At 72.8% G+C, this 23,484-nt stretch carries 20 protein-coding genes; 12 read left to right on the top strand and 8 right to left on the bottom strand.

Annotated elements, in window-relative coordinates; all coding sequences use genetic code 11:
• The first annotated feature begins 102 nt into the window (after positions 1–102).
• From OHA65_RS04860 to OHA65_RS04850, 3 genes are all read left to right on the top strand, one after another.
• The gene (locus tag OHA65_RS04860; protein ID WP_328761706.1) at positions 103–936 is read left to right on the top strand and encodes a PP2C family protein-serine/threonine phosphatase; all 834 of its coding nucleotides are present in this window, start codon (positions 103–105) and stop codon (positions 934–936) included.
• 45 nt (positions 937–981) lie between these two features.
• Positions 982–1,980 carry an MASE1 domain-containing protein gene (locus OHA65_RS04855; RefSeq protein WP_328765121.1) on the top strand — a complete coding sequence of 333 codons (999 nt, stop codon included), beginning with the start codon at positions 982–984 and terminating at the stop codon, positions 1,978–1,980.
• 427 nt (positions 1,981–2,407) lie between these two features.
• A complete protein-coding gene (locus OHA65_RS04850) occupies positions 2,408–5,185 on the top strand; it encodes a DUF6493 family protein (RefSeq protein WP_405761300.1) in 2,778 nt (925 codons plus the stop codon).
• Between the two features lie 28 nt (positions 5,186–5,213).
• Here OHA65_RS04850 and OHA65_RS04845 read toward each other — a convergent pair whose 3' ends face one another.
• The gene (locus OHA65_RS04845; protein WP_405754630.1) at positions 5,214–5,855 is read right to left on the bottom strand and encodes a MerR family transcriptional regulator; all 642 of its coding nucleotides are present in this window, start codon (positions 5,853–5,855) and stop codon (positions 5,214–5,216) included.
• 82 nt (positions 5,856–5,937) lie between these two features.
• Between OHA65_RS04845 and OHA65_RS04840 the strand changes: the two genes are divergently transcribed.
• Entirely contained in the window at positions 5,938–6,459 is a 522-nt protein-coding gene (locus tag OHA65_RS04840; RefSeq protein WP_327281837.1) for a DUF4188 domain-containing protein, read from the top strand.
• 84 nt (positions 6,460–6,543) lie between these two features.
• On the opposite strand, the gene OHA65_RS04835 is transcribed toward OHA65_RS04840, so the two are convergent.
• Positions 6,544–7,185, bottom strand: a complete 642-nt coding sequence (locus OHA65_RS04835) for an RDD family protein (protein ID WP_328761702.1) — start codon at positions 7,183–7,185, stop codon at positions 6,544–6,546.
• Between the two features lie 329 nt (positions 7,186–7,514).
• On the opposite strand from OHA65_RS04835, the gene OHA65_RS04830 reads away from it, so the two are divergent.
• Complete coding sequence (locus OHA65_RS04830; RefSeq protein ID WP_405761297.1) at positions 7,515–9,158, top strand: phospholipase; 1,644 nt, start codon at positions 7,515–7,517, stop codon at positions 9,156–9,158.
• A gap of 55 nt (positions 9,159–9,213) precedes the next feature.
• Here OHA65_RS04830 and OHA65_RS04825 read toward each other — a convergent pair whose 3' ends face one another.
• A complete protein-coding gene (locus OHA65_RS04825) occupies positions 9,214–9,714 on the bottom strand; it encodes a hypothetical protein (protein WP_327281833.1) in 501 nt (166 codons plus the stop codon).
• A gap of 337 nt (positions 9,715–10,051) precedes the next feature.
• On the opposite strand from OHA65_RS04825, the gene OHA65_RS04820 reads away from it, so the two are divergent.
• From OHA65_RS04820 to OHA65_RS04805, 4 genes are all read left to right on the top strand, one after another.
• On the top strand, positions 10,052–11,164 hold the full coding sequence (locus tag OHA65_RS04820) for an alpha/beta hydrolase-fold protein (protein WP_327281831.1): 1,113 nt from the start codon (positions 10,052–10,054) through the stop codon (positions 11,162–11,164).
• A gap of 81 nt (positions 11,165–11,245) precedes the next feature.
• The gene (locus OHA65_RS04815; RefSeq protein WP_405761294.1) at positions 11,246–12,478 is read left to right on the top strand and encodes a cytochrome P450; all 1,233 of its coding nucleotides are present in this window, start codon (positions 11,246–11,248) and stop codon (positions 12,476–12,478) included.
• Positions 12,479–12,700: 222 nt separating this feature from the next.
• A complete protein-coding gene (locus OHA65_RS04810) occupies positions 12,701–12,949 on the top strand; it encodes a hypothetical protein (RefSeq protein WP_405761291.1) in 249 nt (82 codons plus the stop codon).
• 107 nt (positions 12,950–13,056) lie between these two features.
• On the top strand, positions 13,057–13,749 hold the full coding sequence (locus OHA65_RS04805) for an RraA family protein (RefSeq protein WP_327281828.1): 693 nt from the start codon (positions 13,057–13,059) through the stop codon (positions 13,747–13,749).
• A gap of 33 nt (positions 13,750–13,782) precedes the next feature.
• Here OHA65_RS04805 and OHA65_RS04800 read toward each other — a convergent pair whose 3' ends face one another.
• Both OHA65_RS04800 and OHA65_RS04795 read right to left on the bottom strand, forming a co-directional pair.
• Positions 13,783–15,330: an alpha/beta hydrolase gene (locus OHA65_RS04800; protein ID WP_328761696.1), complete on the bottom strand. Its 1,548-nt coding sequence runs from the start codon at positions 15,328–15,330 to the stop codon at positions 13,783–13,785.
• Between the two features lie 114 nt (positions 15,331–15,444).
• Positions 15,445–16,659, bottom strand: coding sequence for a serine hydrolase domain-containing protein (locus OHA65_RS04795; protein ID WP_328761695.1), 1,215 nt, complete (start codon positions 16,657–16,659; stop codon positions 15,445–15,447).
• A 208-nt stretch (positions 16,660–16,867) separates the two neighbouring features.
• Between OHA65_RS04795 and OHA65_RS04790 the strand changes: the two genes are divergently transcribed.
• Together OHA65_RS04790 and OHA65_RS04785 are read left to right on the top strand one after the other, a co-directional pair.
• Positions 16,868–18,691: a hypothetical protein gene (locus OHA65_RS04790; protein ID WP_327281825.1), complete on the top strand. Its 1,824-nt coding sequence runs from the start codon at positions 16,868–16,870 to the stop codon at positions 18,689–18,691.
• 57 nt (positions 18,692–18,748) lie between these two features.
• Positions 18,749–20,461 (top strand): AMP-binding protein, encoded by a 1,713-nt coding sequence (locus tag OHA65_RS04785; RefSeq protein WP_328761694.1) that lies wholly within the window; start codon positions 18,749–18,751, stop codon positions 20,459–20,461.
• Positions 20,462–20,486: 25 nt separating this feature from the next.
• On the opposite strand, the gene OHA65_RS04780 is transcribed toward OHA65_RS04785, so the two are convergent.
• Entirely contained in the window at positions 20,487–20,813 is a 327-nt protein-coding gene (locus tag OHA65_RS04780) for a putative quinol monooxygenase (protein ID WP_327281823.1), read from the bottom strand.
• Between the two features lie 94 nt (positions 20,814–20,907).
• On the bottom strand, positions 20,908–21,651 hold the full coding sequence (locus OHA65_RS04775; protein ID WP_327281822.1) for an IclR family transcriptional regulator: 744 nt from the start codon (positions 21,649–21,651) through the stop codon (positions 20,908–20,910).
• A 128-nt stretch (positions 21,652–21,779) separates the two neighbouring features.
• On the opposite strand from OHA65_RS04775, the gene OHA65_RS04770 reads away from it, so the two are divergent.
• On the top strand, positions 21,780–22,478 hold the full coding sequence (locus OHA65_RS04770; protein ID WP_328761692.1) for a hemerythrin domain-containing protein: 699 nt from the start codon (positions 21,780–21,782) through the stop codon (positions 22,476–22,478).
• A gap of 8 nt (positions 22,479–22,486) precedes the next feature.
• Here OHA65_RS04770 and cynR read toward each other — a convergent pair whose 3' ends face one another.
• Entirely contained in the window at positions 22,487–23,374 is an 888-nt protein-coding gene (gene cynR, locus OHA65_RS04765) for a transcriptional regulator CynR (protein ID WP_328761691.1), read from the bottom strand.
• Between the last annotated feature and the right edge of the window lie 110 nt (positions 23,375–23,484).

Raw genomic sequence — 23,484 nt, 5'->3', positions numbered from 1 at the left:
GCGACCCCCGGAGGCCGGAAATATGATGTGCTCGGGTCTTTGGCGCACCGCGCGCAGCGAGAGCCGAGAGCAGGGACACATGGATGCACCCGGGAGCGGTCCGTGACCTCGCGCCGTCCCCCGAAGGTCGTGAGCGCCGCCGACCTGCTGACCAAACTGGGGCGGCTCACGGACCGGGCGCGCGCGGGAGCGGAACTCCAGCAGGCGCGGGTGGAGCTCGCCGAAGCCCTCCAGCGCGAGATGCTGCCGGCCTCCCTGCCCGCCCTGCCCGGCCTGCGCAGCGCGGCCCGCTACGCACCCGCCCGGCACGGCCTGGACATCGGCGGCGACTGGTACGACGGCTTCCGGCTGCCCGAAGGCGAGCTCGCCTTCTCCATCGGCGACGTCCAGGGGCATGACGTCGAGGCCGCCGCCTTCATGGGGCAGGTACGCGTCGGCCTGCGCGCGGTGTCCGCCGTCGTCTTCGACCCGGGCGAGGTGCTGAGCCGGGCCAACGACGTACTGCTGTCGATGGACCGCGAACTCTTCGCGACCTGCACCCTCCTGCGCTTCGACCCCGAAACCTGGGAGCTCGAATCCGCCCGGGCGGGCCACGTGCCCTCCGTCTGGGCCACGGTCGACGGCAGCTACGGCATCACCGACGACGAGGGCGGCCCGCCGCTCGGAGTCGAGCCGGGCGCGGGGTACGCGGTGACCCGGCGCCGGCTGGACCAGGCGGGCTCCATCGTCCTGCTCACCGACGGCGTGGTCGAAGGACCGTCGTTCCCGATCGACGACGGACTGGCCCGCGTGGCCCGGGTGGTCCGGGAGGCGGCCGGCGCCGACCCCGACGAGATCGCCGGGGAAATCATGAAGGTGGCCGATTCCACCGGCCACGCGGACGACGCGGCGGTGCTCGTCCTCAGCCATGACGCGGCAGGACCCCGCACCTGGTAGCGCGTGTCACGGCCCGCCCCGAGGCGGCGGTTGTTGTCTGATGCTGTGGTGCGCACCGAGGAATGGCGACGTCCGACCGGAACCCTTCTCGGGATCCTCGCCGTCGCCGCCGCCTACTACGCCGCAGCCCGGATCGGCCTCCTGCTGCGCGTGGTGGTCGAGGGCGCGGTGGTCACGGCCCTGTGGCTGCCCACGGGCATCGCGGTCGCCGCCCTGCTGTGGTGCGGCCCGCGGATCTGGCCCGGCATCGCCCTCGGAACGTACCTCTCCATCGAGCACCTCAGCAGCTTCCAGATCGCCGACGCCGGCATCGTCCTGGGGAACACCCTCGCACCGCTGTGCGCGTACCTGCTGCTGCGCCGTGTGGGCTTCCGCACCCAGATCGACCGGCTGCGCGACGGCCTGGCCCTGGTCTTCCTGGGCGGGCTGCTGCCGATGCTGCTCAGCGCCTCCATCGGCACCGGGGTGCTGGTCGCCACCGGAGACCTGGCACCGAGCGATTTCTGGCCGGTGTGGTCGGCGTGGTGGGCCGGAGACGCCATGGGGGTGCTCGTGGTGACCCCGCTCCTGCTCGTCCTGCGCACGGTCCGGATGCCGCACGACGCCTATCAGGTCGCCGAGGCGGTGGCGCTCACCGCCGTCATCGGGGTCGTCGCCCTCGCGGCCACCCAGAGCCCCCTGTCGCTGCTCTTCCTCGTCTTCCCGCTGCTGATCTGGTCCGCCGTGCGCTTCCAGCTGGCCGGCAGCGCGCCCTGCGTCCTGGTCCTGTCCGTCGTGGTGATCTGGGCGGCGACCAAGGGCGCCGGACCGTTCGCCGGCCACACCCTCTTCGAGATCATGGTCAACGTCCAGGCGCTCAACGGCTCGGCGGCCCTGATCGCACTGATCCTGTCCGCACTGGTGACCGAGCAGATCAACATCCGCGAGGAGATCGAGCGGGTGTGCGAGGACCTGGCCGAGGTCGTGGACCGACTGGCCCCCCGCAGGCCGGGCGACGAGGCCCTTCCTCCGGACCGGGCTGACCCCGAAGTGACGGACAGGTGACGGGGTATCCGTCGACGGCGGGCGTTCCTCCCGCAACCGGTCTACGATTCCCGGCGCGCCGAACGCCGGCACCCCGGCGGCCCGCCGCCCGCGCCCCGTCCACCGAGGGGCGCGGTCGCCCGGACCCGGACGCCACCGCCGCCGACGTCCGCGGGCGAACCCGCCCGCCAGGTACCGCCCTGCGGACCAGGCCGGACCAGGCCACCCCGGGCTCGATCAGCCCGGGGAGCCGGACGCCGCGGGGCCGGCCCGAGCCGCAGGACCGGACCCGGCGCCATGAATCGGCCAGCGGCGGCCCGAGCCTGCACCGGCCGGGGCCAGGCCGGATTACCTTGGCCGCCGGGGCCGCGCGCGGAGCCCGGCGCGGCGTGCGGCCGCCAGCGAACCGCCCCACCACCACCGCCTCCCCCCCCACCGGAAGGGCGCCATGAACCCGATACTCGAAGCGGTCCGCGAAGGCCGCACCGACCAGCTCCCCGGCCTGCTCAAGCCGCTGACGGCGCCCGAGCGCCAGGAACTGCTCGCCCGACTCGCCCTTCTGCGCGCCGAAATACGCGGCTGGGACTGGAGCCGCTGGCGCGAGCGCGACCGCATCCGCTCCGCCCTGCTCGTCGCCGGCGCCGGTTGCCACACCGGCGCGACCGCCGCGGCCGACTGGATCGGCGCGCACGACCTGCGCGAGGGGCAGGAGTTCCCCACCGGACCGCTGCTCGACCTGCTCGCCGACCGCGACCCCGGCTGGCTCGGCGAGCTCGCCCACCACCTCGCCGAGAACACCGCGACCGCCGAGGCGGACTATCCGCTCGTCCGGGAGCTGGTGCGGATCGCCGACTGCCCCGTGCCCACGACCGACGCGTTCGTCCACGGCTGGGTGCGGTCCATCTTCACCATGGACCGCGCGCGTTCCACGCACAGCCCCCTGTCCATCGTCCTGCGCCAGGATCCGTACGCACGCGAACTGGTGCCCCTGCTCTTCACGACGACCGAGTCCCCCGAGGCACTGCACTGGTGCAGTGATCCGACGGCCCCCAACCACTGGCCGTCCGAACTGGCCGCGCTCGCACAGGAGGGGATCGTCGAACGGCGCGTCCTGGTCGACGGCTGCGTCGCCCGCCTGCGGCGCGGCGGCCGACAGAACCAGCTGAAGTTCTTCCTCGCCATGCTGACGCGCCTCGAACTCACCCCGACCGAGGAACGGGAGCGGACCGCCGACTGGATCGAGCTGGCCGCCGAAGCGCCGTCGCCGCTCGCCGGCCACGCACAGCAGGTGCTCGTCCGGCTCGCCGACGCGGGCGGGCTGCCCGCGCAGCGGCTCGCGCAGATGTCGGGCGCGGTCCTGCGCCGCCCGGAGAAGAAGCTCGTGCGCGCCCAGCTGGGGCTCTTGGGTCAGGCCTTGCGGCGCGATCCGGCGACCCGGCACACCCTGCTCCCCGCCGTCGCCGTCGCGTTCGGGCACGAGGACACCACCCTCCAGGAACGCGCCCTCGGACTGGCCGTCAGGTACCTGCCGCCCGCCGACCGCGAGCTGCGCCGGGAACTCGCGCTCCGGGCCGAGGCGTTGAGTCCCCTCCACCGGCGCGCCGCCGCGGAGCTCCTCGGGTCCACCGCCTCGCCCGCAGCCGGCGCCTGTGCCGAGCCCGCGTACGCGGAGGTCCTGCCCCCGGCGCCGGTGCCCCGCCGCCTCGCCTCCGGGCCCCCGACGCTCGCGGGGACCGTCGCCCTGGTCGCGGCCTCCGTCACGGCCGGGGAACCGACCGCCGCCGTGTTCGAGTCGGCCCTGGACGGCCTGGTCCGGCACGCCCACCACGACCGCGCCGCCCTGGCCGAGGCCCTGCGCGCGGCCCTCGGCGGCCTCCGGTGGCATCCCGGGGGCGGGCGTCCGGTGGACCCGGGGCAGCTGACCGGACTGGAACTGGTGGTGGCGGCCGTCCTCGATCGGGTGCGCGCGCCCGACCTGTTGCCGGGGCGCACGGCGCACGGCGACGGCTGCCGGCCGGACTGCGTCCACGCGGCGCTGAGCGCCGTAACGGCCGCACGGCTGGCGGAGGCCGCGCACCGCGTCCTCACCGACCCGCTGCCGTTCCTCCTTGCCACCCCCACCTGGGAGACGGGGTCGCTGGAGCCCGAGGAGCTCGTCGTACGGCTCGCCGCCTACCGGCGGCTAGGAACGGGGCCCGGCCCGGCCGACTTCGCCCAGGCGCTGCTGCGGGTGCGGCGCAGCCCCGGGGCCGTGCCCGCGGCGGCCGCGCTTGGCACCCCCGAGGGCGACCGGCTGGCGGCCTGGCTCGCGGGCGCGGGCGAACCGCCCGCGGTACGGCGCCGGGTGACGGACCCCTTCCCGGACCCGCTCCGGGTGCCGTCCCCGGACCGCGCCCCGTTCACCGCCCCGTTCACCACCCCGCTCACCGGACCGGCCGCCGCACCGGCCGCCGCACCGGACCCGCAGTCCGGCCCCCGCCGGTGGGACCGGCCGCCCCGGGCGGCGGCGCCCCGGCGGATCGTGCTGGATACCGCGGAGCGGTGCGTCGTCCGCGAGGAGTTCCCGGCCGCCTTCCGCGGCCTGGGCCGGGCGCACACCGAATCGGCCCGCGGCTGTTCGCCCAGCTGCGCGGGCGGCCTCGTCCAGCAGTCCGTCCTGCCCGAGGACCGGGAGATGCAGGCGGCATGGCTGCTGCCCGAGGTGACCGCGGGCGCCACGGCCCGGGAGGGCGGCGCCGGAGCTCCGCTGCCGCGGCTCGCGGAACTGGGCGGACCGGCGGGCCCCGCCCTGCACCTGACGGTGGCCACCGGTCTGGGCGCCCGCCATGCCGAGGACCGCCACGCGGCCGTGGACGCGCTGCTTCTCCTCGCCGCCCGGGGCGAGCTGGACGCCCCGAGGGTCGGGCGGGACCTGGCCGAACTGCTCGCCCTGGGCACGGTGAAGCCCAACCGGCTGGCCGAGGCGGCGCGCACGGCCGCCGCCACCGGTGCGTACGCCACCACCTGGGCGGTGCTCGCGCAGGCGCTGACACCGCTGCTGGCGGCCGGGGGCGCAGCGGTGCGGGGCACGGGGGAGCTGCTGGCGGTCGCGGCGGACTGCGTGGAGCGCTGCGGTGCCTGCGGGCCCGCCCCGGCCGGGCTGGCCGAGGCCGCCGCGCGGTCCGGCTCCTCGCAGTTGGTCAGGCAGGCCCGGCGGCTACGGGCGGCCCTGACGGCGGCTTCGTGACGAACGGGCCCGGGAGCCCGTCACCGGCTCACAACCCGTACCGCCGGGCCGACTCCTCTTCCTGGGCCAGCCGGTGGAGCGCCTTCATCACCGGCTGGAACAGCACGGCCGCCGCCACGGCGGTCTCGACCTTCTCGGCCTCGGAGGGGTGCGTCTCCACGAAGTCCAGGTCGCGGACCGCCGCCTGGTGCATCAACTCGGCGTACGGGGCCATCAGCTCGGCGTGCCAGGGATAGCCGAGCCGGATGAGCGAGGCCACCGCCACCACCAGCGACCGGTGGACGGGGGAGAGGGCGCCGAGCTCCCGGGCCGTCGTCCAGCCCAGGATGTCGAGCAGCCGGTCGACTTCCAGCCGCGCCGTGGCCACCGCTTCGTCCGAGTCGTCCGGGTCGGGCCCCTGGGGCAGGGCCCACAGGGCGGCGCCGAGGCGGATCGTGCGGCCGAGCGAGTCGTCGTCGACGTGGCGGAGCACCTCCCGGGCCGTCGCCACCGGGATCCCGCCGACCTGGAGGAGCGCGCGGATCAGCCGCAGCCGGCGCAGGTGGCCGTCGTCGTAGTCGGCCGTGGTCGCGCTGACCCTGCGCCCCGGCGGCAACAGCCCTTCCCGCAGGTAGTACTTGACCGTCGCGGTGGAGACGCCGCTCCGCTCGCTCAGCTCTGCCAGCCGCATCTCTTGTGCCCTTCCTGGGGGAGTGCCACTATCCAATCAACCTTGGACAGTGTCGCTATCCAACCAGCGTTCTGGAGGAAGTGTGTTCGCCAAGCCGATACCGGGCCACACCACCGCGGCGGTCGAGGGTGACGCCACCGTGCTGCTGATCGGAATGCGCATCAACCACTTCTGGGCCGTGCACCACTGGGTGCCGGTCTTCCTGGCCATGCTGCGCATGCTGCGCGAACTGGGCCGGGACAAGGGCCGCGGACTGCTCGGCCACGTCCTGCTCACCGGTTCGCCGCGTACGTACTACGTGGTCCAGTACTGGGAGTCCAAGGAGAAGCTCTACGCGTACGCCAAGGCGCCGGACATGTTCCACCACCGCGCATGGGCCGTGATCAACCGGAAGGAGCGCGAGTCGAAGCTGCGCGGACACGTGGGCCTGTGGCACGAGGCGTACGTCGCGCCCGAGGGTTCGTACGAGTCGATCTACTTCGACATGCCGCCGTACGGCCTGGCCGCGGCGACCGGAACCCTCCCGGTGGAGCGCCGAGGCCGCCGGGCGGCCGACCGCTTCGCCCACCGCTCCGCCGCGGCCCGCCCGCCGCACGGCGGCTGAGTCCGCGGCCGCGGCCGCAAACGCGGCCACCCGGCAGCGGACGAACTCCGCTGCCGGGTGGGAAGAAGGGGGAGAGGGGCGGCCTCAGCCCTTGGGCACCTGGATGACCACGGTGTTGCACATCTTGTCGGCGAAGGTCTGCTTCTTCTCGTCCCACAGCGGCCACAGCCAGCCGAGGTAGCAGGGGATGCCGTCGACGATGTGGGCCAGCTTGCGGACGAACGCCATGCCGAACCCGAGGAAGGCGCCGTCGACCTCGCGGCGCAGGCTGATGCCGAGGACCTTCTTGCCGGTCGTCTGACCGGTGGTGCCCTCCTTGTAGAGCTGGAAGAGGCCCATGCCCAGCGCGTACAGGATGCCTATGGTGAAGAAGATGCCGGGGCCGGCGTTGGCGGGGTCGTCGCTGTTGGCCAGGTCGATGAAGCCGAGGGCGTACATCGGACCCGCGATGATCAGGGCGTCGAGCAGGTACGCGCCGACGCGCTGGCCCCAGTGGGCGAGCGGCGGCATGCCGGAGCCCGGCATGCCCGGCATCGCGGGCGGCGGGTAGGCGCCGTACGGCGGCGGGGTCTGCTGCGGGTGGCCGTACTGCGGGGGGACGCCCTGCGGAGGCTGCTGCGGGTAGCCGTACTGCGGCGGCACGCCCTGGGGTGCCTGCTGCGGGTAACCGGGCTGACCCTGCGGGGGCTGCTGGCCGTACGGGTTGTTCGGGTCGCCGAAGCTCATGGCTAAAACTCTCCGGTGTCGGAAACGGGGACGTAGCAGATCGGCCGGAGGAACATCACCATCTGACCGGTTTGCCCCCCTGAGCTGCCGTGATCTAGCGCGCATCATCGTGGTCGGTCCATCGACCACTTGTCCAATCCGGCCACGCCAGGACCCTTTTCGCTCCTTTTCGATCTTTTTCGATCCGACCGACAGTCCCTCGCACCGCCGTGGCCGAATCGATGTGCGCGAATTCCCCACTCTTGTGACCGGGTGGTAACTTCCGCGAGTTGATCTTGCCGGTCGCCCCCGTCGCGGCGACCCGCGATCCCTCCTGCAAGGAAGTCACATTGCACCGCCATACCCTTCATCGCCCGTCCGTCGCCGCCGTCCGCGCCGCGGTTCCGGCGGTCGTGCTGGCCCTGTTCGCCGCCGGCCCGGCCTCCGCCGCCGCGGCGGCCGGCACCGGGCCCGCCGCCCCGGCGCCCCACCTCGACGCGGTGGAGCAGACGCTCCGCCAGGTGTCCCCCGGCCTCGAAGGCCAGGTCTGGGAACGCACCGCCGGCAACGTCCTCGACGCCTCGACGCCCGGCGGCGGCGACTGGCTGCTGCAGACCCCCGGTTGCTGGGGCGACGACACCTGCGCCGCCCGGCCGGGCACCGAGCGGCTGCTCGCCAAGATGACGGAGAACATCTCCCAGGCGACCCAGACAGTCGACATATCGACTCTCGCACCGTTCCCCAACGGAGCGTTCCAGGACGCCGTCGTCGCCGGTCTCAAGTCCTCGGCGGCGCGCGGCAACAAGCTGAAGGTGCGCGTGCTGGTCGGCGCCGCTCCGGTCTACCACCTGAACGTGCTGCCCTCGAAGTACCGGGACGAACTCGTCGCCAAGCTCGGCGCGGACGCCCGCAACGTCGACCTGAACGTCGCCTCGATGACGACCTCGAAGACGGCGTTCTCCTGGAACCACTCGAAGATCCTCGTGGTCGATAGACGGTCCGTGATCACCGGTGGCATCAACGACTGGAAGGACGACTACCTGGACACCGCCCACCCGGTCGCCGACGTCGACCTCGCCCTGCGCGGTCCGGCCGCCGCGTCCGCGGGTCGCTACCTCGACGAACTGTGGTCCTGGACCTGCCAGAACAAGAGCAACATCGCCAGCGTCTGGTTCGCCTCCTCCAACGGCGCCGCGTGCATGCCCGCGCTGGCCAAGGACACCAACCCCGCCACGCCTCCGGCGAGCCCGGGCGACGTGCCGGCCATCGCCGTCGGCGGCCTCGGCGTCGGGATCAAGCGCAGCGATCCGTCCTCGGCCTTCCGGCCCGCGCTGCCCACCGCCGCCGACACCAAGTGCGGCGTGGGCCTGCACGACAACACCAACGCCGACCGCGACTACGACACGGTCAACCCGGAGGAGAGCGCCCTGCGGACGCTGATCTCCAGTGCGGCCCGGCACATCGAGATCTCCCAGCAGGACGTCAACGCGACCTGCCCGCCGCTGCCCCGCTACGACATCCGCGTCTACGACGCCCTCGCCGCACGGATGGCCGCCGGCGTGAAGGTCCGCATCGTCGTCAGCGACCCCGCCAACCGCGGCGCCGTGGGCAGCGGCGGCTACTCGCAGATCAAGTCGCTCTCGGAGATCAGCGACACGCTGCGCGACCGCCTCGCCCTGCTGACCGGCGACCGGGGCACGGCCAGGGCCACGATGTGCTCGAACCTCCAGCTGGCCACGTTCCGCAGCTCCCAGAGCCCGAAGTGGGCCGACGGCCACCCGTACGCGCAGCACCACAAGGTGGTCTCCGTGGACGACTCGGCCTTCTACATCGGTTCCAAGAACCTCTACCCGGCGTGGCTCCAGGACTTCGGCTACGTGGTGGAGAGCCCGGCGGCGGCCGGTCAGCTGAAGACCCAGCTCCTGGCCCCGCAGTGGCAGTTCTCCAGCGCGACGGCCACGGTCGACCACGAACGCGGCATCTGCCCGGCCTGATCCGCTCGGCTGCCGCAGTCCGTCGTGGGCTGCGGCAGCCGCGGTGGATGCCGGATCAGTGGAACAGCATCGAGGCGTCACCGGCCGCCGTCGTGACCGAGCCGGGACAGAGGAAGCTGCCCGACACCTTGGCCGCGGTGAAGGCCTGGTTGACGTACTTGCGGGTGACCCCGTCGCGGTTCCACGTGATGTTCGTGGCCTTGTAGCGGCAGGAGATGAAGCTCTGCTTGCCCGTGATGTCGATGGCGTTCGTCCTGGCGAGGCCGGCGGCGTCGTCGAACGTGAACGCGGGGTCGTTGTTGAGGGAGGCGGTGATGCTGCCGTTGCAGCCGAGGTTGCCGCCCGGTGTGTTGATGGTCGTCCTGTCGACCGTCAGCGCGCTCGGGGGGTTGGCGCTGGAGTGCGCGTTGGTCCAGGTGCAGGTGTTGCCGGCGACGACGATGACGCCGTCGAGCAGCTGGTCGGCGCTGGGGCCCAGGGCCGTCGCCGACGTCGCTCCGCCGATCAGTACTGCTGCTGCCAGGGCGGTCGTGCCCGGCCATGTCGAGATCTTCATCCTGTCGCTCCTCTTCGCCACGTCCTCGTGGGGTGTGAAGCGGGGCCTTGGGGGGCCTCGCCGGCGTGCGCCGGCCGTCCGGGGCGGTTTCCGTCATGGCCGGGGGAGAGAGCTTGCGAACACGCTGGGGAAGGTCCCACAGGGACCTTGAAATGTCAGGCCCATGTCAATGAATTGGCCGGAGTCCGTCCTGACGCCGGTACCGACGGGTTCTGGCCGAGTCGCAGTGGTGTGGAACGGATCGGGTTCCGTTGCAGTCTTGCCCTGTGCGCCGGCACATGCGGCGCCGCCGGGCCGCAGGCCCGTGCCGACACAGCGTAGAGAGTCGTCCCGATCCGTGAGTCTGACCAGCAGCACGCTCCTGACCGTCGTCGTAATCGCCACGGTGCTGGCCTTCGTGGCCGCCGTGTGGCTCTGGCCGCGGCTCGGTCGTCGGGGCGGGAGGCCGGCGCTCGGGCGGGTCGGCGTGATCCTGGTGCTCCAGGTGCTGCTGCTCGCCTCCATCGGTCTCACGGCCAACCGGACCTTCCTGCTCTACGGTTCCTGGGCGGACCTGGCCGGAAAGGAGCGCACGATGCCCTCCGTGGGCCAGGACGCGCCCGGGGGCTCGGCCGTGCGACTCCTCGGCCGGCAGCCGACGGAGATGCGGGGCGGCGGAACTCCGCACGTCGGCGGCGAGATCGAGAAGATCGCGGTGCAGGGCGAGCGGTCCAAGGCCGTCGTCCAGGCCTATGTGTACCTGCCGCCGGAGTACTTCCAGAAGGGGAACGAGAACAGGAAGTTCCCCGCCACCGTGGTGCTCACCGGATTCCCGGGCATGGCGGAGAACCTGCTCAAGCCGCTGCCGTATCCGAAGACGGCCTGGACGCTCGCCAAGCAGAAGAAGATGCCCCCGATGATCCTGGTCATGATGCAGCCCTCGGTGGTGCCGACCCGCAACACCCAGTGCATCGACGTGCCGGGCGGCCCGCGGAGCGAGACCTTCTTCGGCACGGACCTGCCCAAGGCGATCTCGGGTGCCTACCGCGTCGGCACCTCGGCCTCCAATTGGGGCGTCATCGGGGATTCGACCGGCGGCTACTGCGCGCTGAAGGTCGCGTTGCAGCACCCGGAGAGCTACGCGGCCGGAGTGGGCCTGTCGGCGGACTACAAGCCGGAGGTCGACGAGTACTCCGGTGATCTCTTCCACGGGAACACCGCCGAGGAGAAACGATCCGACCTGCTGTGGAGCCTGGACAACCTACCCCAGGGGAAGTCCTCCTTCCTGGTGGCCACCTCGTTGCAGGGCGAGGGGAACTACAAGCCGACGCAGAAGTTCATCGAGAAGGTGAAGGCGCCGGCGCGCGTCTCGTCGATCACCCTCGACCACGGCGGGCACAACTTCAACACGTGGAAGCGGGAGATCCCGCCCGCGATGGTGTGGCTCGGCGCGCGCATCACCGCCGAATGACCTCCCGCGCTCACCGTCACCGGACAGCGCCACAGGACGCCGCCACCGGACACCGGCACCAGACAAGGAACCCTTCACGGCATGACCCCGAACGCAGCGACCACTCCCACGCACCCCCTCCCGGCCCTCCCGTGCCCGTTCGACGAGTCGTTCGCACGCGACCCCTACGCCGTCCACGCGCGCCTGCGCGCCGCCGGTCCGGTGCACCGCGTCGCGCTCCCCGAGGGCTCCCCGGTGTGGCTGGTCACCCGCGCGTCGGACGTACGGGCCGGGCTCGCCGGCGCCCGGTACTCCGTCAACAAGCGCCATTCGACGACCGGGTTCAGCGGCTTCAGCCTGCCGCCGGCCCTCGACGCCAACCTCCTCAACATCGACCCGGAGGACCACCTGCGGCTGCGCCGCCTCGTCTCCGGAGGGTTCACCGCACGCCACGTCGAGTTGCTGCGGGCCGGCGTCCAGGACTGCGTCGACGAGCTGGTCACCGGGCTCGCCGACGAGATCGCCCGCTCCGGCGAGGCGGACCTGGTAGACGGCTTCGCCAAGCCGCTGCCGCTGCGGACCATCGGCGCACTGCTGCGCGTACCCGCCGCCGACCAGGAGCGGTTCTCCGACCGGGTCGCCACCATGCTCGCCCCGCGTTCGAAGGAGGACCTCGTCGCGGCCGTCGCCGACGTCCACCGCTTCCTCGTGGAACTGGTGGAGGAGCGGCGGGCCCGCCCCGGCGACGACATGCTGTCGAGCCTGATCGCGGCCCGTGACGATGAGGACCGGCTCACCGAGGACGAGCTGGTCTCGCTCGCCTTCCTGATCCTGATGGCCGGCAGCGAGACCGTCCAGCACGTCATCGGCAGCGGTCTGCTCACCCTGCTCACCCACCCGGACCAGCTCGCCGTCCTCCGCGGCGACCCGGCCCGGCTCCCCGACGCCGTCGAGGAACTGCTGCGGTACACCGGCCCCCACCAGACGGCGATCCGCCGCTTCCCGACCGAGCCGGTGGAGATCGGCGGCGTCCGCATCCCGACCGGCGACACGGTCCTGTTCTGCCTGGCCTCGGCCCACCGCGACCCCGAGCGGTACCCGGACCCCGACCGGTTCGACATCGACCGGGAGGACAAGGCCCACCTCGCGCTCGGCCACGGGCTGCACTACTGCCTCGGCGCCCCGCTCGCCCGCCTCCAGATCACGCTCGCGCTGGGCGCGCTCCTCGACCGGCTGCCCGGACTGCGCCCGGCGCGCCCCGTGGACCAGCTCGCCTGGACGACCACCTTCCGCTTCCATGCCCTCCGGGCCCTGCCCGTCACCGCGGACCTTTAGATTTAGGCCCCGTCGTCAAAGTCCCGCCTGCCCGTCCCCCTGCCCGTCCCGCCTGCCCGTCCCGCCTGCCCGTCCCGCCTGTCCCACGACACCCTTCGGGCGGCCGGCGCCTCCTTGCGGACACGCCTCAGGACCTGCGTTCCGGATCGAAGCCGGCCAGGACGGCGGCCGGGCCCGCTCCCTGCGGATGCGGCTCAGGCGGTACCGGCGGAGGCTGGGCGCATGCACCGTGCGCCGATCCTCGTCCACCCGATCACCCCGGCCGGCGGCCGCCGGATCTCGCTGCGCGCCGACGGGCAGGACACGGTCCTCGGCCTGGCCCGCAGCGACGCCGACGTGATCGAGTTCCTGCGCCGGGCCGGCGTACCCGACCCCGACGACGTGGTCCTCGGCGACTCGGACCTCGTCGAATGGCAGGGCGACGATCCGCACGGCTACGAGGCGGAGCCCTCGGACACCGACATTCCGTGACGCCGCGCCCCGAACCCCCGATCCCCCGCGCCCGGGCGGCCGGGCAGGCACCATGGGGGGCGGTGGCTGACCCAAGCCGTCCGTTCGGGAGAGAAGGGGAAGTCGGCATGTTGAAGGCCTTCACCGACCTGTCCACGCCGCTCGTGGCCGATGCCTGCGTCCGGACCGGCGTGCCGCTGCGCGTGGCACCGCCGGGCGTCCGCGCGGTGCTGCCCGGTCACCGGGTCGCGGGCCGCGCGCTGCCGGTGCGCCACTACGGCAGCGTCGACGTGTTCCTGGAGGCGTACGGATCCGCAGAACCGGGGGACGTCCTGGTCATCGACAACGGCGGACGCACGGACGAGGCCTGCGTGGGCGACCTCTCCGCCCTTGAGGCCGCAACGGCCGGCGTGTCGGGCCTCGTGGTGTGGGGGCTGCACCGCGACACGCCCGAACTGGCCGAGATCGGCCTCCCCGTCTTCAGCTACGGCAGCCACCCGGCCGGGCCGGTACGACTGGACGAACGCGAACCCGAGGCGCTGCTCACGGCCCGGTTCGGCCCGCACCTGGTGGCCGGCTGGGACTTCGTCTTCGGTGATGCCGACGGTGTGCTGTTCGTCGCCGCCGACCAGGTGGAAGAGGTGCTGGACGCCGCGTTGCGGATCCGGGAGACCGAGCGCGAACAGGCCCGGCGGATCCGCTCCGGGGAGACCCTGCGCAGCCAGACGGCCTTCGCCGACTACCTGGTCCTGCGCGAGGCCGACCCCTCGTACACCTTCCGCCGCCACCTGCGCCGGATCGGCGGCGCCATCGAGGAGTGACGGCGCCGCCCCCTCACCCGGCGGCGGGACGGATCACCGCTGCGCCGCCGGGCACGTGGTGTCACCGGCCGGCAGGGTGCCCTCCAGCAGATAGCCCTCGACCCGGGCGTCGACGCACGCGTTGTGGTTCTGGAACTGCACGTGGTCGCCGCCCTCGACGGTCACCAGGCGAGATCCGGCCAACCCCCGGTGGGCGCGCACGGCGGCCTCGTAGTACGTCGCCGGGTCGTTCTTCGAGTTGAGCATCAGCACCGGAGGCAGGCCCTCACCGGTGACCTTGATGCGCGGGGCCTTGGACCGCGGCCAGTTCGCGCACACCGAGGCGAACGTCAACTCCCTTGCACCGGCGAGCGGATAGGTGCGCGTGGCCTCGCCGCTCTCCTTCACCCAGTACCGGGTGTCGCGGTTCCACGGGGTGTCGCCGCAGGTGACCGCGAAGAAGTCGGCGATGAAGTCCGCACCCATGACGTGCTTCAGCTGTCCGGCGACGGCGGCCCTGGTCTGCGCCGACGCCTGCTCCGGCTGCTCCAGGAAGCCGAGGAGCGAGGCGAGGCCCGCGAACTGGTCGGCGTTGTAAAGGGCGTTGGTCGTTGCCGCGTCTAGGTGGTTGGGCGTGATGACCGTCCCCTCGACGTCCAGCGGCCGGTCGTGCAGGGCGGCCCGCAGCCGCTCGAACGAGGCCTTCGCCTCCTCGGGAGTGCGCCCCTGGTGGTACGTGGCGTCGTTCGCCGCCAGCCACGGCAGGAAATCCTCTTCGAACCGGCGCTGGAAGCTCATCGGCTGCCCCGTCAGGAAGGACTGCCAGGTCCCGGTGAAGTCGATGTTGCTGTCGAGGACGACCCGCTCCACGCGCCGCGGGAACTCGGTGGCGTAGTAGGCCCCGAGGAAACTGGCGTAGGAGGGACCGTAGTACGAGACCTTCTCCACCCCGAGCAGCTCCCGGTACAGGTCCATGTCGTGCACGGCCTGATCGGTGGTGATGTACGGCAGCAGCCCGCCCGAGTTGCGCTCGCAGTCCCGTACGAAGTCCCGGGCGCCGTCGAAGGTCCGCCGGACGGCGGCCGCCGAGCGGTCGCGCAGATCGGCACCGCCGAACATGGCGTCGACCTCGTCCTGGTCCGAGCAGACCACCCGCGTACTGGCTCCCACGCCGCGCTGGTCGAAGCTGACGATGTCGTACGCCTGCGCCAGCTTCGGGCTGTACGAGGCGAGCCGGGCCGGCCGGGGGAGCCCGGAGGCGCCGGGACCGCCGGCCGCCATCATGAGCACCCCACGGCGCTTCGCCGGATCCGCCGCACGGTGCCGGGAGACCGCGACCGTCAACGCCGGTCCGGAGTCGGGGTGGTACCAGTCCCGCGGCACGGACATCGAGGCGCATTCCAGCGAACCGCCCGCGCACGGCTGCCAGTCGAGCTTCTGGTTCCGGAACCGGCCCGGCATCGGTGGGGTCGCGGCGCTCGCGGCAGTGGCGCCTGCGGTCGTGGCCGCGGCGCTCGCCGGGCCGACGGGCAGGGCCGCTGTGGCGAGCAGCCCGCAGGCGGCGGCCGCGAGCCAGCGTGCGGGCTTGTTGAACACGTGCATCTTTGAACTCCCCCTGGGGTCCGGCAGGTCTCCTCGATCCTCGCGCGCCGACCCCACGCCCCTCGATATCCCTGCCATCCGCATCCGGGGTGGCACTAGTGCCACCCCGGGCGGCTAGCGGTCCAGCGGGTGGCCGGGGGAGAGGGCGTCGGCGATCCGGTACGCGATCGTCTGGGCCGTGTTGTCCTGGGCGCCGTCGGGCCCGACCGTCGTGGAGACGGCGATGGCGAGGCGGTCGGACGGGAGGTAGGCCTGGATGGCGGCGTAGCCGGAGAACGACGGGTTCTGCACCACCCAGCCGTTCTGCACGATGAGGCCGAGCCCGAAGTGGTGCTCCCGCGTCATCGCCGGGCAGATCGTGCTCGGGCACTGCGCGGTGGCCTTGCCCAGACCGATGGTGCCCGGGTCGAGCGACACCCGGTAGCCGGCGGGGGAGAGCAGTTCACCGGAGCCGATGGCGACCGCGGAACGGGCCATGTCGCAGATGTGGGTGGTCTGCACCGCGCCGGGCGCGGTGGTCCAGGAGGGGTTCCAGAAGGTGGACTCCTCGTACGTGCCGCGTTCGGAGGTGAAGGCGTGCAGGACGGGCGTGGTGATCTCGGGGGTGAAGGAGTTGTGGGTGTCGCGCAGTCCCAGCGGGTCCATGACCCGCTCCTGGAGCAGCCGGTCGAGCCGGGTGCCGGTGATCTTCTCCAGGGCGGACCCGAGGAGGACGAAATTGGCGTGCGAGTAGCTCCAGTTCGTGCCCGGCTCGTACCAGAGCGGGTGGGCGAGGGAGTAGGCGACGAGTTCCTTCGGGGTCCACTGACGGAAGGGCGCGGCTTCCAGCGCCGCGTCGAACTTCGGGTCGGTGACGTAGTCGTGCAGTCCCGACGTGGAAGCGGCCAGCATGCGCAGCGTGATCTCGTCGCCGTGCGGCAGATCGGGCAGCCAGCGGGAGACGGGGTCGTCGAGGCCGACCTCGTGCTCGTCGACGAGCTGGAGCAGTACGTCGCCCATGTACGCGATGGCCACCGAGCCGGACCGGAAGTGCATGTCGGCCGTGGCGGGAACGCCGGTCATCGACTGGCCGAGCGCGCCGGTGACGACCTCCTTCCCGTCGCGGGTGACCCGCAGGACCACGGCGTTCAGCCCGAGGTCCTTCTGTGCCTGCCGGGCGATGTCCATGACCTGCCGGGCCTGGCCGCCGGCGGGGGTGGGGGAACTGACGCACGATGCCGGGGGCGGCTCCCGGTCGGCGGCGAAGGTGGCACCGGTCGCCTGGAGGGTGGTGGCGGCGAACAGGCCGGCAGCGCACACCAGCGCCGTCCGGATGCGACTCGGATTCATGGATTCACTATGCGCCGCTTCGTCCCGGGGGGCAGTTCGGCGGGCACCCCGTGCCGCCCGCTGGCCGGGACGGCTTTGCTTCCGGGCGGGGAGTCCGTAGCAGAACCGATACTTCAAGCCTCTGTGACGCGTATCGCACGCAGCGCTACATTGCCCACGCCCCGTAACCGCGGGGAGGTGCGGCCGTGAGGCGGGGGAGGCATCGGCGATGGGCTCTGGAGTCTTCGCGAAGCTGGGCGGTGCGATCACCGCCAAGACGGCCGCGGTGGCGGCCGCGGGCGCCCTGGTGGTGTCCGGCGCCGTCGGGGTCGGGGTATGGGCGGTTACCGGCGGCCCGCAGCTGACGGTCGTGCAGCGCAGTGTGACGGTGCCGGTCGCGGCCGGCGGCGAACAGGCCGTCGTCGCCGCCTGCCGGGCCCACGAGACCGCGCTCGGCGGCGGATACGCGATCACCGGCACGGGCTTCGCCACGAACAGCCTGTTCATGAGCGGCGCCTGGCTGGCGTCCGCGTACAACCCGGGCGGCGAGGCCGCCGCACTCACCTCGTACGCCCTGTGCGTCAACGCGAAACCGCAGTTCGAAACCACCGGGTGGAAGGAGCGGGCGTACGCCTACCACGACCGCATGAACAAGATGACCTCGGCGAGCGGCGGCGGGATCATCCACGACCTCTCGACCGACGGGCCGTTCGCGGCCGTGGCCCGGGCCCACGACGCCACGCCCGGATGCGACGGCGATTTCACTGCGGTCGGTACCGAGTTCCGGGCGGAGCGCACCGTCGCGGGCCGCCCCGTCGCGCCGGTCCCCCTCGACAGCCTGACACCCGAGGGGCCGCCCGGCGACGCCAAGTCCGGTACCTTCGCCGCGCTCAACCCGGGCGATCGGCTGAGCGCCGGCACGTTCCCGATCCACACGTCCGAATTCATCGAGCACCAGACCCGGATCGAGGACCCGCAGCCACAGCAGGCGAACTACGCGGTCGGGGTCCGGGCGATCTGTGTCCTGCTGAAGGGCGTCTCCGTGGTCACCGCGAAGGTGCCGGTGGCGGCCGGCGGCAGCGCGGACGCGGCCGTGTCCTGCCCGAAGGGCAAGCTCGTGGTCGGCGGGGGCTTCCGTTTCCCCGCAGCGAACGAGGAAGGTGACGATCCGTCTCCCACGCGGTTCTTCGGCGACGGCTGGCTGTACGCGCCGACCGACGCACCGGCGGCGGGCGAGCCCTCGGGAAGCAAGGTGACGGCATGGCACGTCACCGGCCGGAACCAGCAGAAGGCGGGCACCGACTACCAGAACTCGGTGTGGATGGAGCACAGCGACCGGGAGACGTTCACGGGCAACGGCTACTTCGACACGCACGGCCGCGGGCCGGACGACCAGGCACTGCGCGCCCTGCCGGTACCCGACAGCCAGGAGATGGTCGCCGGCGCGATCTGCGCCAGGATCGACGCCAAGCCCACCGAGCCCGCCAAGGCAGCCCCGCCGCCCGTCGTGATCCACCCGGAACTCCCGCACGCACTCGATCCGTTGCCGGGCGGTACGGGCGCCCCGGGCTCCGCCTCGCCCTCCCCCTCGGCCCCCGGCGCCTCGCCCACGACGATCCCCACGGCTTCGCCCGGTACGTCGGCCACGCCCGGCAGCCCCAACAGCCCGGGCACCCCGGCCACGGGCCGGCCGAGCCGGCCGGGCAACCCGTCCCCGAGCGGTTCGCCGACCGGGCAGCAGCCGCAGACCCCGACCGTGCACATCCAGCAACCCGCCGCCGGCGGCCAACTGCGGCGCGGCTGCGAGGAGTCCTTCGCCGGGACGGCCCGGACCCGCCCGGGCAACCAGCCGGTCACCGACCCGCAGTACACGACCTGGAAGATCAACGGCCCCGCCGGACCGGTGACGCTGGGCGCGGGCGCGTCGGGCCGCTTCCTCGTCCCCCTGCTGCCCGACGGGACGTACCAGCTCGTCTTCAGCGCCACCGATCCGGCCGCCGGGCTCACCGGCACCGCGGAGATCTCCGTCAGGATCGTCGGCTGCCTGCGCTGAACCCCCTTCGAGGGAAAGGCGGCAGGAGGGTGGCCGGGGCCCCGCCCGGAGAGGATCATGAAGGCCGCCGGCCCGCCGGCGCCGCCCCGCCACCGAGTCCAGGAGGTACGTGTGTCTGCCGCGTCGAGTTCCGCATCTCGAAGCACCGCGTCGTCGAGCTACGCGTCCGGCGTCTTCGACGTGCCGCTGCTGGGCGACACGATCGGCGAGAACCTGGACCGGACCGTCCGCCGGTTCCCCGACCGCGACGCGCTCGTCGACCTCGCGGCCGGGCGCCGGTGGACGTACGCGGAGCTCGCCGCCGATGTCGACGCCCTCGCGCTGGGCCTGCTGGACCTGGGCCTGGCCAAGGGGGACCGCGTCGGCATCTGGGCCCCCAACCGAGCCGAGTGGACGCTGGTCCAGTACGCCACCGCCAAGATCGGGGCGATCCTCGTCACCGTCAACCCGGCGTACCGCTCGCACGAGGTCGAGTACGTGCTGCGCCAGGCGGGGATCCGGCTGCTCGTCGCCGCGGAGCGCTTCAAGACCTCCGACTACGCCGGGATGATCGAGGAGGTCGGACCGCGCTGCCCGGACCTGGAGTTCACCGTCCTGCTGGAGCGGCCGGAGTGGAGCGCCCTGCTGGAACGCGGCCGCGCCGGTGACCCGGCCGACCTCGTACGGGCGGCGGCGGAGCTGAGCCCCGACGACCCGGTCAACATCCAGTACACCTCGGGGACCACGGGCTTCCCCAAGGGGGCGACCCTTTCCCACCACAACATCCTCAACAACGGCTTCTTCGTCGGGGAGTTGTGCCACTACACCGAGGAGGACCGGGTCTGCATCCCGGTCCCGTTCTACCACTGCTTCGGCATGGTCATGGGGAACCTCGCCTGCACCAGCCACGGCGCGGCGATGGTGATCCCGGCCCCGTCGTTCGATCCGGAGGCCACCCTCGCCGCGGTCCAGGCGGAGTCGTGCACCTCCCTGTACGGGGTCCCCACGATGTTCATCGCCGAACTGGCCGCGCCCGGCTTCGGCACGTACGACCTGTCCAGCCTGCGTACCGGGATCATGGCGGGCTCGCCCTGCCCGACGGAGGTGATGAAGGAGGTCATCGACCGGATGGGCATGCGCGAGGTGTCCATCTGCTACGGGATGACCGAGACCTCCCCGGTGTCCACGCAGACCCGGGCCGACGACTCGATCGAGCGCCGGGTGTCCACGGTGGGCCGCGTCGGACCGCACCTTGAGGTCAAGGTGGTCGATCCGCAGTCAGGCCGGACCGTGCCCCGCGGCGAGCCGGGGGAGCTCTGTACCCGCGGCTACTCGGTGATGCTCGGCTACTGGGGCGAGCCGGAGCGGACCGCCGAGTCCGTGGACGCCGCGCGCTGGATGCACACCGGCGACCTGGCGGTGATGGACGAGGACGGCTACCTGAGCATCACGGGCCGCATCAAGGACATGGTGATCCGCGGCGGGGAGAACGTGTACCCGCGCGAGGTCGAGGAGTTCCTCCACACCCATCCGGACGTCCTGGACGTCCAGGTCATCGGCGTCCCCGACGCCCGGTACGGGGAGGAGCTGATGGCGTGGGTGCGGATGCGCGAGGGGGCGCCGCCGCTGACCGCGGACGCCGTCCGCGCGTACTGCGACGGACGGCTGGCCCACTTCAAGATCCCGCGGTACGTGCACGTCGTGGACGAGTTCCCGATGACGGTGACGGGCAAGATCCGCAAGGTGGAGATGCGCGAGTCGGCGGCCCGGCTGCTGGGGCTCTCCTCCTAGCCGCCGGGGCCGCCGACCGGGCGGTTCAGTTACGGGGGGACAGCTCGGCCATGGCGTTCCAGCCCTGGCCGGGCACCTCGACGTGGATGATCTCCGGCGTGCTGGCGATCGCGTCGGCGAGGGTCTCCATACCGGCCTTGAAGTGGTCGGACGCGACGTGCGCGGCGCCCGCCTCGGCGTCGGTGAAGGCTTCCAGGAGCGTGTACTTGTTGGGGTCGTCGACGCTGCGCGACCAGTCGTAGAAGAGGTTGCCCGGCTCGTTGCGGGTGGCCCGGGTGAAGTCGTCGACGAGCGTGAGCCAGTTGTCGCTGTGCTCCGGACGGACGTCGAACCTGACGGCGATGAAGATCATGCCGACCAGACTGGCAGGCCACCGCGGGCCGCGCATCCCCATCGCACCGTATTTCCGGCAGCGCCGGAAAACCGGTGCCCGGGCGCCCCTGGCGTCACACGCAGTCCGCCGCGGCCTGCGCGAGGGCGGTACGGATCTGCGTCGGGCGCCGCCGGAACTCCCCGGTCGGCAGCGACACCGACAGGGCGTGCACCGCGTCGCCGTCGTGGTCGTCCCCGCGCGGCAGGGCGACGGCCAGGCAGGTGTACGCGGGGTCGGCCTCCCCGACGGACACGGCGAAGCCCTGCCCGCGGACCCGGGACAGCTCCGCCTCCAGCAGTTCGGCGCTGGTGATGGTGGCCCCGGTCAGGCGGGCCATCCCGTGCTCGGCGAGGTAGCGCCGGCGCAGCGGCCGGGGCAGTTCGGCGAGCAGTGCCTTGCCGTGCGCGGTGGCGTGCGCCCGCGTCTCGCGCCCGGGAGCGAACGGGTTCGCGGCGTCCGTGACCGGGGCGGTGGTGTCGACGACGGTGATCAGTCCGCCCCGGTAGGCGGTGTAGTACGCCTCGGCGCCGGTGGTCCGGCGCAGCCGGGTCAGCAGGTCGGCCATGCGCGGCGCGGGTTCCAGATGGCGCAGCAGGCTCCGGTGCAGTCCGGGGATCCGGGGGCCCAGCGCGTATCCCCGCGCGGTGCGGACGAGGTACCCGCGTTCGGTCAGCGGGGCCAGCAGGTGGTAGGCGGTGGACAGCGAACACTCCAGCCGGCGGGCCAGCGCCTTGGCGCCGACGGGCCCGGACGCGTCGGCGACGGCGTCGAGGATCGCGAGCGCGCGGTCGACGGACTGCGGACCGGTGGGCGGCATCGTGCGGTTCTCCCGAGGTGGTGACGGGGCGGACTCCCGAGCCTATGCCGCAGCGGACGTCCCGGCGGACCGGCGACGTTCATCGAACGTTGACCCGATGCATTGCCCGGGAGCGCACAGTCGTCCGTATGGACAGCGAACACGACACCCCCGCAAGGCCGTACGACCCCGCGGCGGCCGCGGACCCCACCGGCATCCGGCTCGCCCACCGCGCGATCCTGGCGGACATCGAGCGCCTGGCCCGGCTGTTCGCCGGTCTCGCCGCGGCCGCGCAGCCGGCCGGCCCCGCGCGGGCCCGGGCCATCGCCGGTTACGTGCACCGCTTCCACGCCGTCGTACGCGGCCACCACCGCGCCGAGGACGAGATCCTGTGGCCGGTGGTCCTGGACGCCGTGCCCGACGCGGCCGAGGCGGTGGCCGGCATCGTGCGCTTCGTCGACGACCACGCGGCGCTCGACGCGCTCCAGGCCGACTGCGATGCGGCCGCGGCCCGTTTCGCCGCTGAACCGGGCCGCCACGCGGGGCTGCTGGCCGCTCTCCTGGCCCGTCAGCAGGAGCTGCTGGCCGAGCACATCGAAGCCGAGGAGGAGCACGTCTTCCCGGTCATCGCCGGCCGGGTGCCCGGCACCGCCTATGCCGCCGTGGAGGCGCGCATGCGCGGCGCCGACCGCTCCGCGGACCCGGCCTGGGCCCGCGCCTGGCTGCTGAGCCACGCCACCGAGGCCGAGGCCCGCCGCCTGCTGCCGGCCGGCGCCGCGCATCCGGCCGCCCTGGAACCTCTGCTGCGGGCGTACGAGGCCGAGGCGTCGGCGGTGTTCGCGGACTGATCCGGCCGTCAGGCGCCGGCCCAGTGCCGGGCGAGCGAGGCGAAGGCACGGGCGGCGGCGCTCTCGTACGCGCTCTCGCGGCGCAGGAGGACCACGGTCCGCTCGGGGAGGGCGGGGCCGAGGGGGACGGGGTGCAGCGGGGACCGGTCGCGGGTGAGGGCGTCGGGGAGCACCGTGGCGAGCCCGGTGCGCCGGACGATCTCGGTGAGGGCGCTGATGGAGTCGGCCTCCACCGCGATCGGCGGTTCGACCCGGTACCGGTGGAAGTACGCGTCGATGTGGGTCCGGGTGGCGAAGTCCCCGCTGAGCAACGCGAGGGGACACGCCGCGAGTTCGGCGACCGGCAGCGGTTCGGTGCGGCCGGCGTGCGGGTGGGCGGGGCCGACCACCAGGCCGAGGGTCTCGGTGAACAGGCCGGTGGCGCCGATGCCCGGCAGGTGCGGGCCTTGGAAGGCGATGCCCAAATCAACGGCGTCGTCCAGCAGCGCCGACTCCAGTCGCCCCTGCGTCATCTCCCGGACGTTCAGCGTGATCGCGGGGTGTCGGGCGTGGAGCTCCGCGGCGAGCGGGCCCAGCAGGTACGCGGTGAAGGTCGGGGTCATGGCGAGGCGCAGACTGCCGCGCGAGAGGTCCGCCACGTCCAGTACGGCCCGCTCGGCGGCGGCCAGGTCCTGGAGGGTGCGGCGGGCGTACGGGACGAAGGCCGCGCCCGCGTCGGTCACGCGCACGGCGCGCCCCGTACGGTCCAGCAGCTGCACGCCCACGGCCCGCTCCAGCTGCCTGATCTGCTGCGACAGCGTGGGCTGTGAGATCCGTAGCTCCTCGGCGGCGCGGGTGAAGCTGCTGTGGTCGGCCACGGCCAGCAGATAGCGGAGATGGCGCAGTTCCAGAGGCATGAGCCAACTATAGATCCGATCAATAACGATCATGCTCAATACGTCTTGGACGCTATAGCCACAGGTCATGCATGGTGGATCTCGTCAGCCCGACCAGGGCAGTCCCCACT

The organism is Streptomyces sp. NBC_00045, assembly GCF_045041095.1.
Lineage (GTDB): Bacteria > Actinomycetota > Actinomycetes > Streptomycetales > Streptomycetaceae > Streptomyces.
Note: the sequence above shows the minus strand (reverse complement) of the source record. Positions and strands in the feature narration are given on the sequence as shown.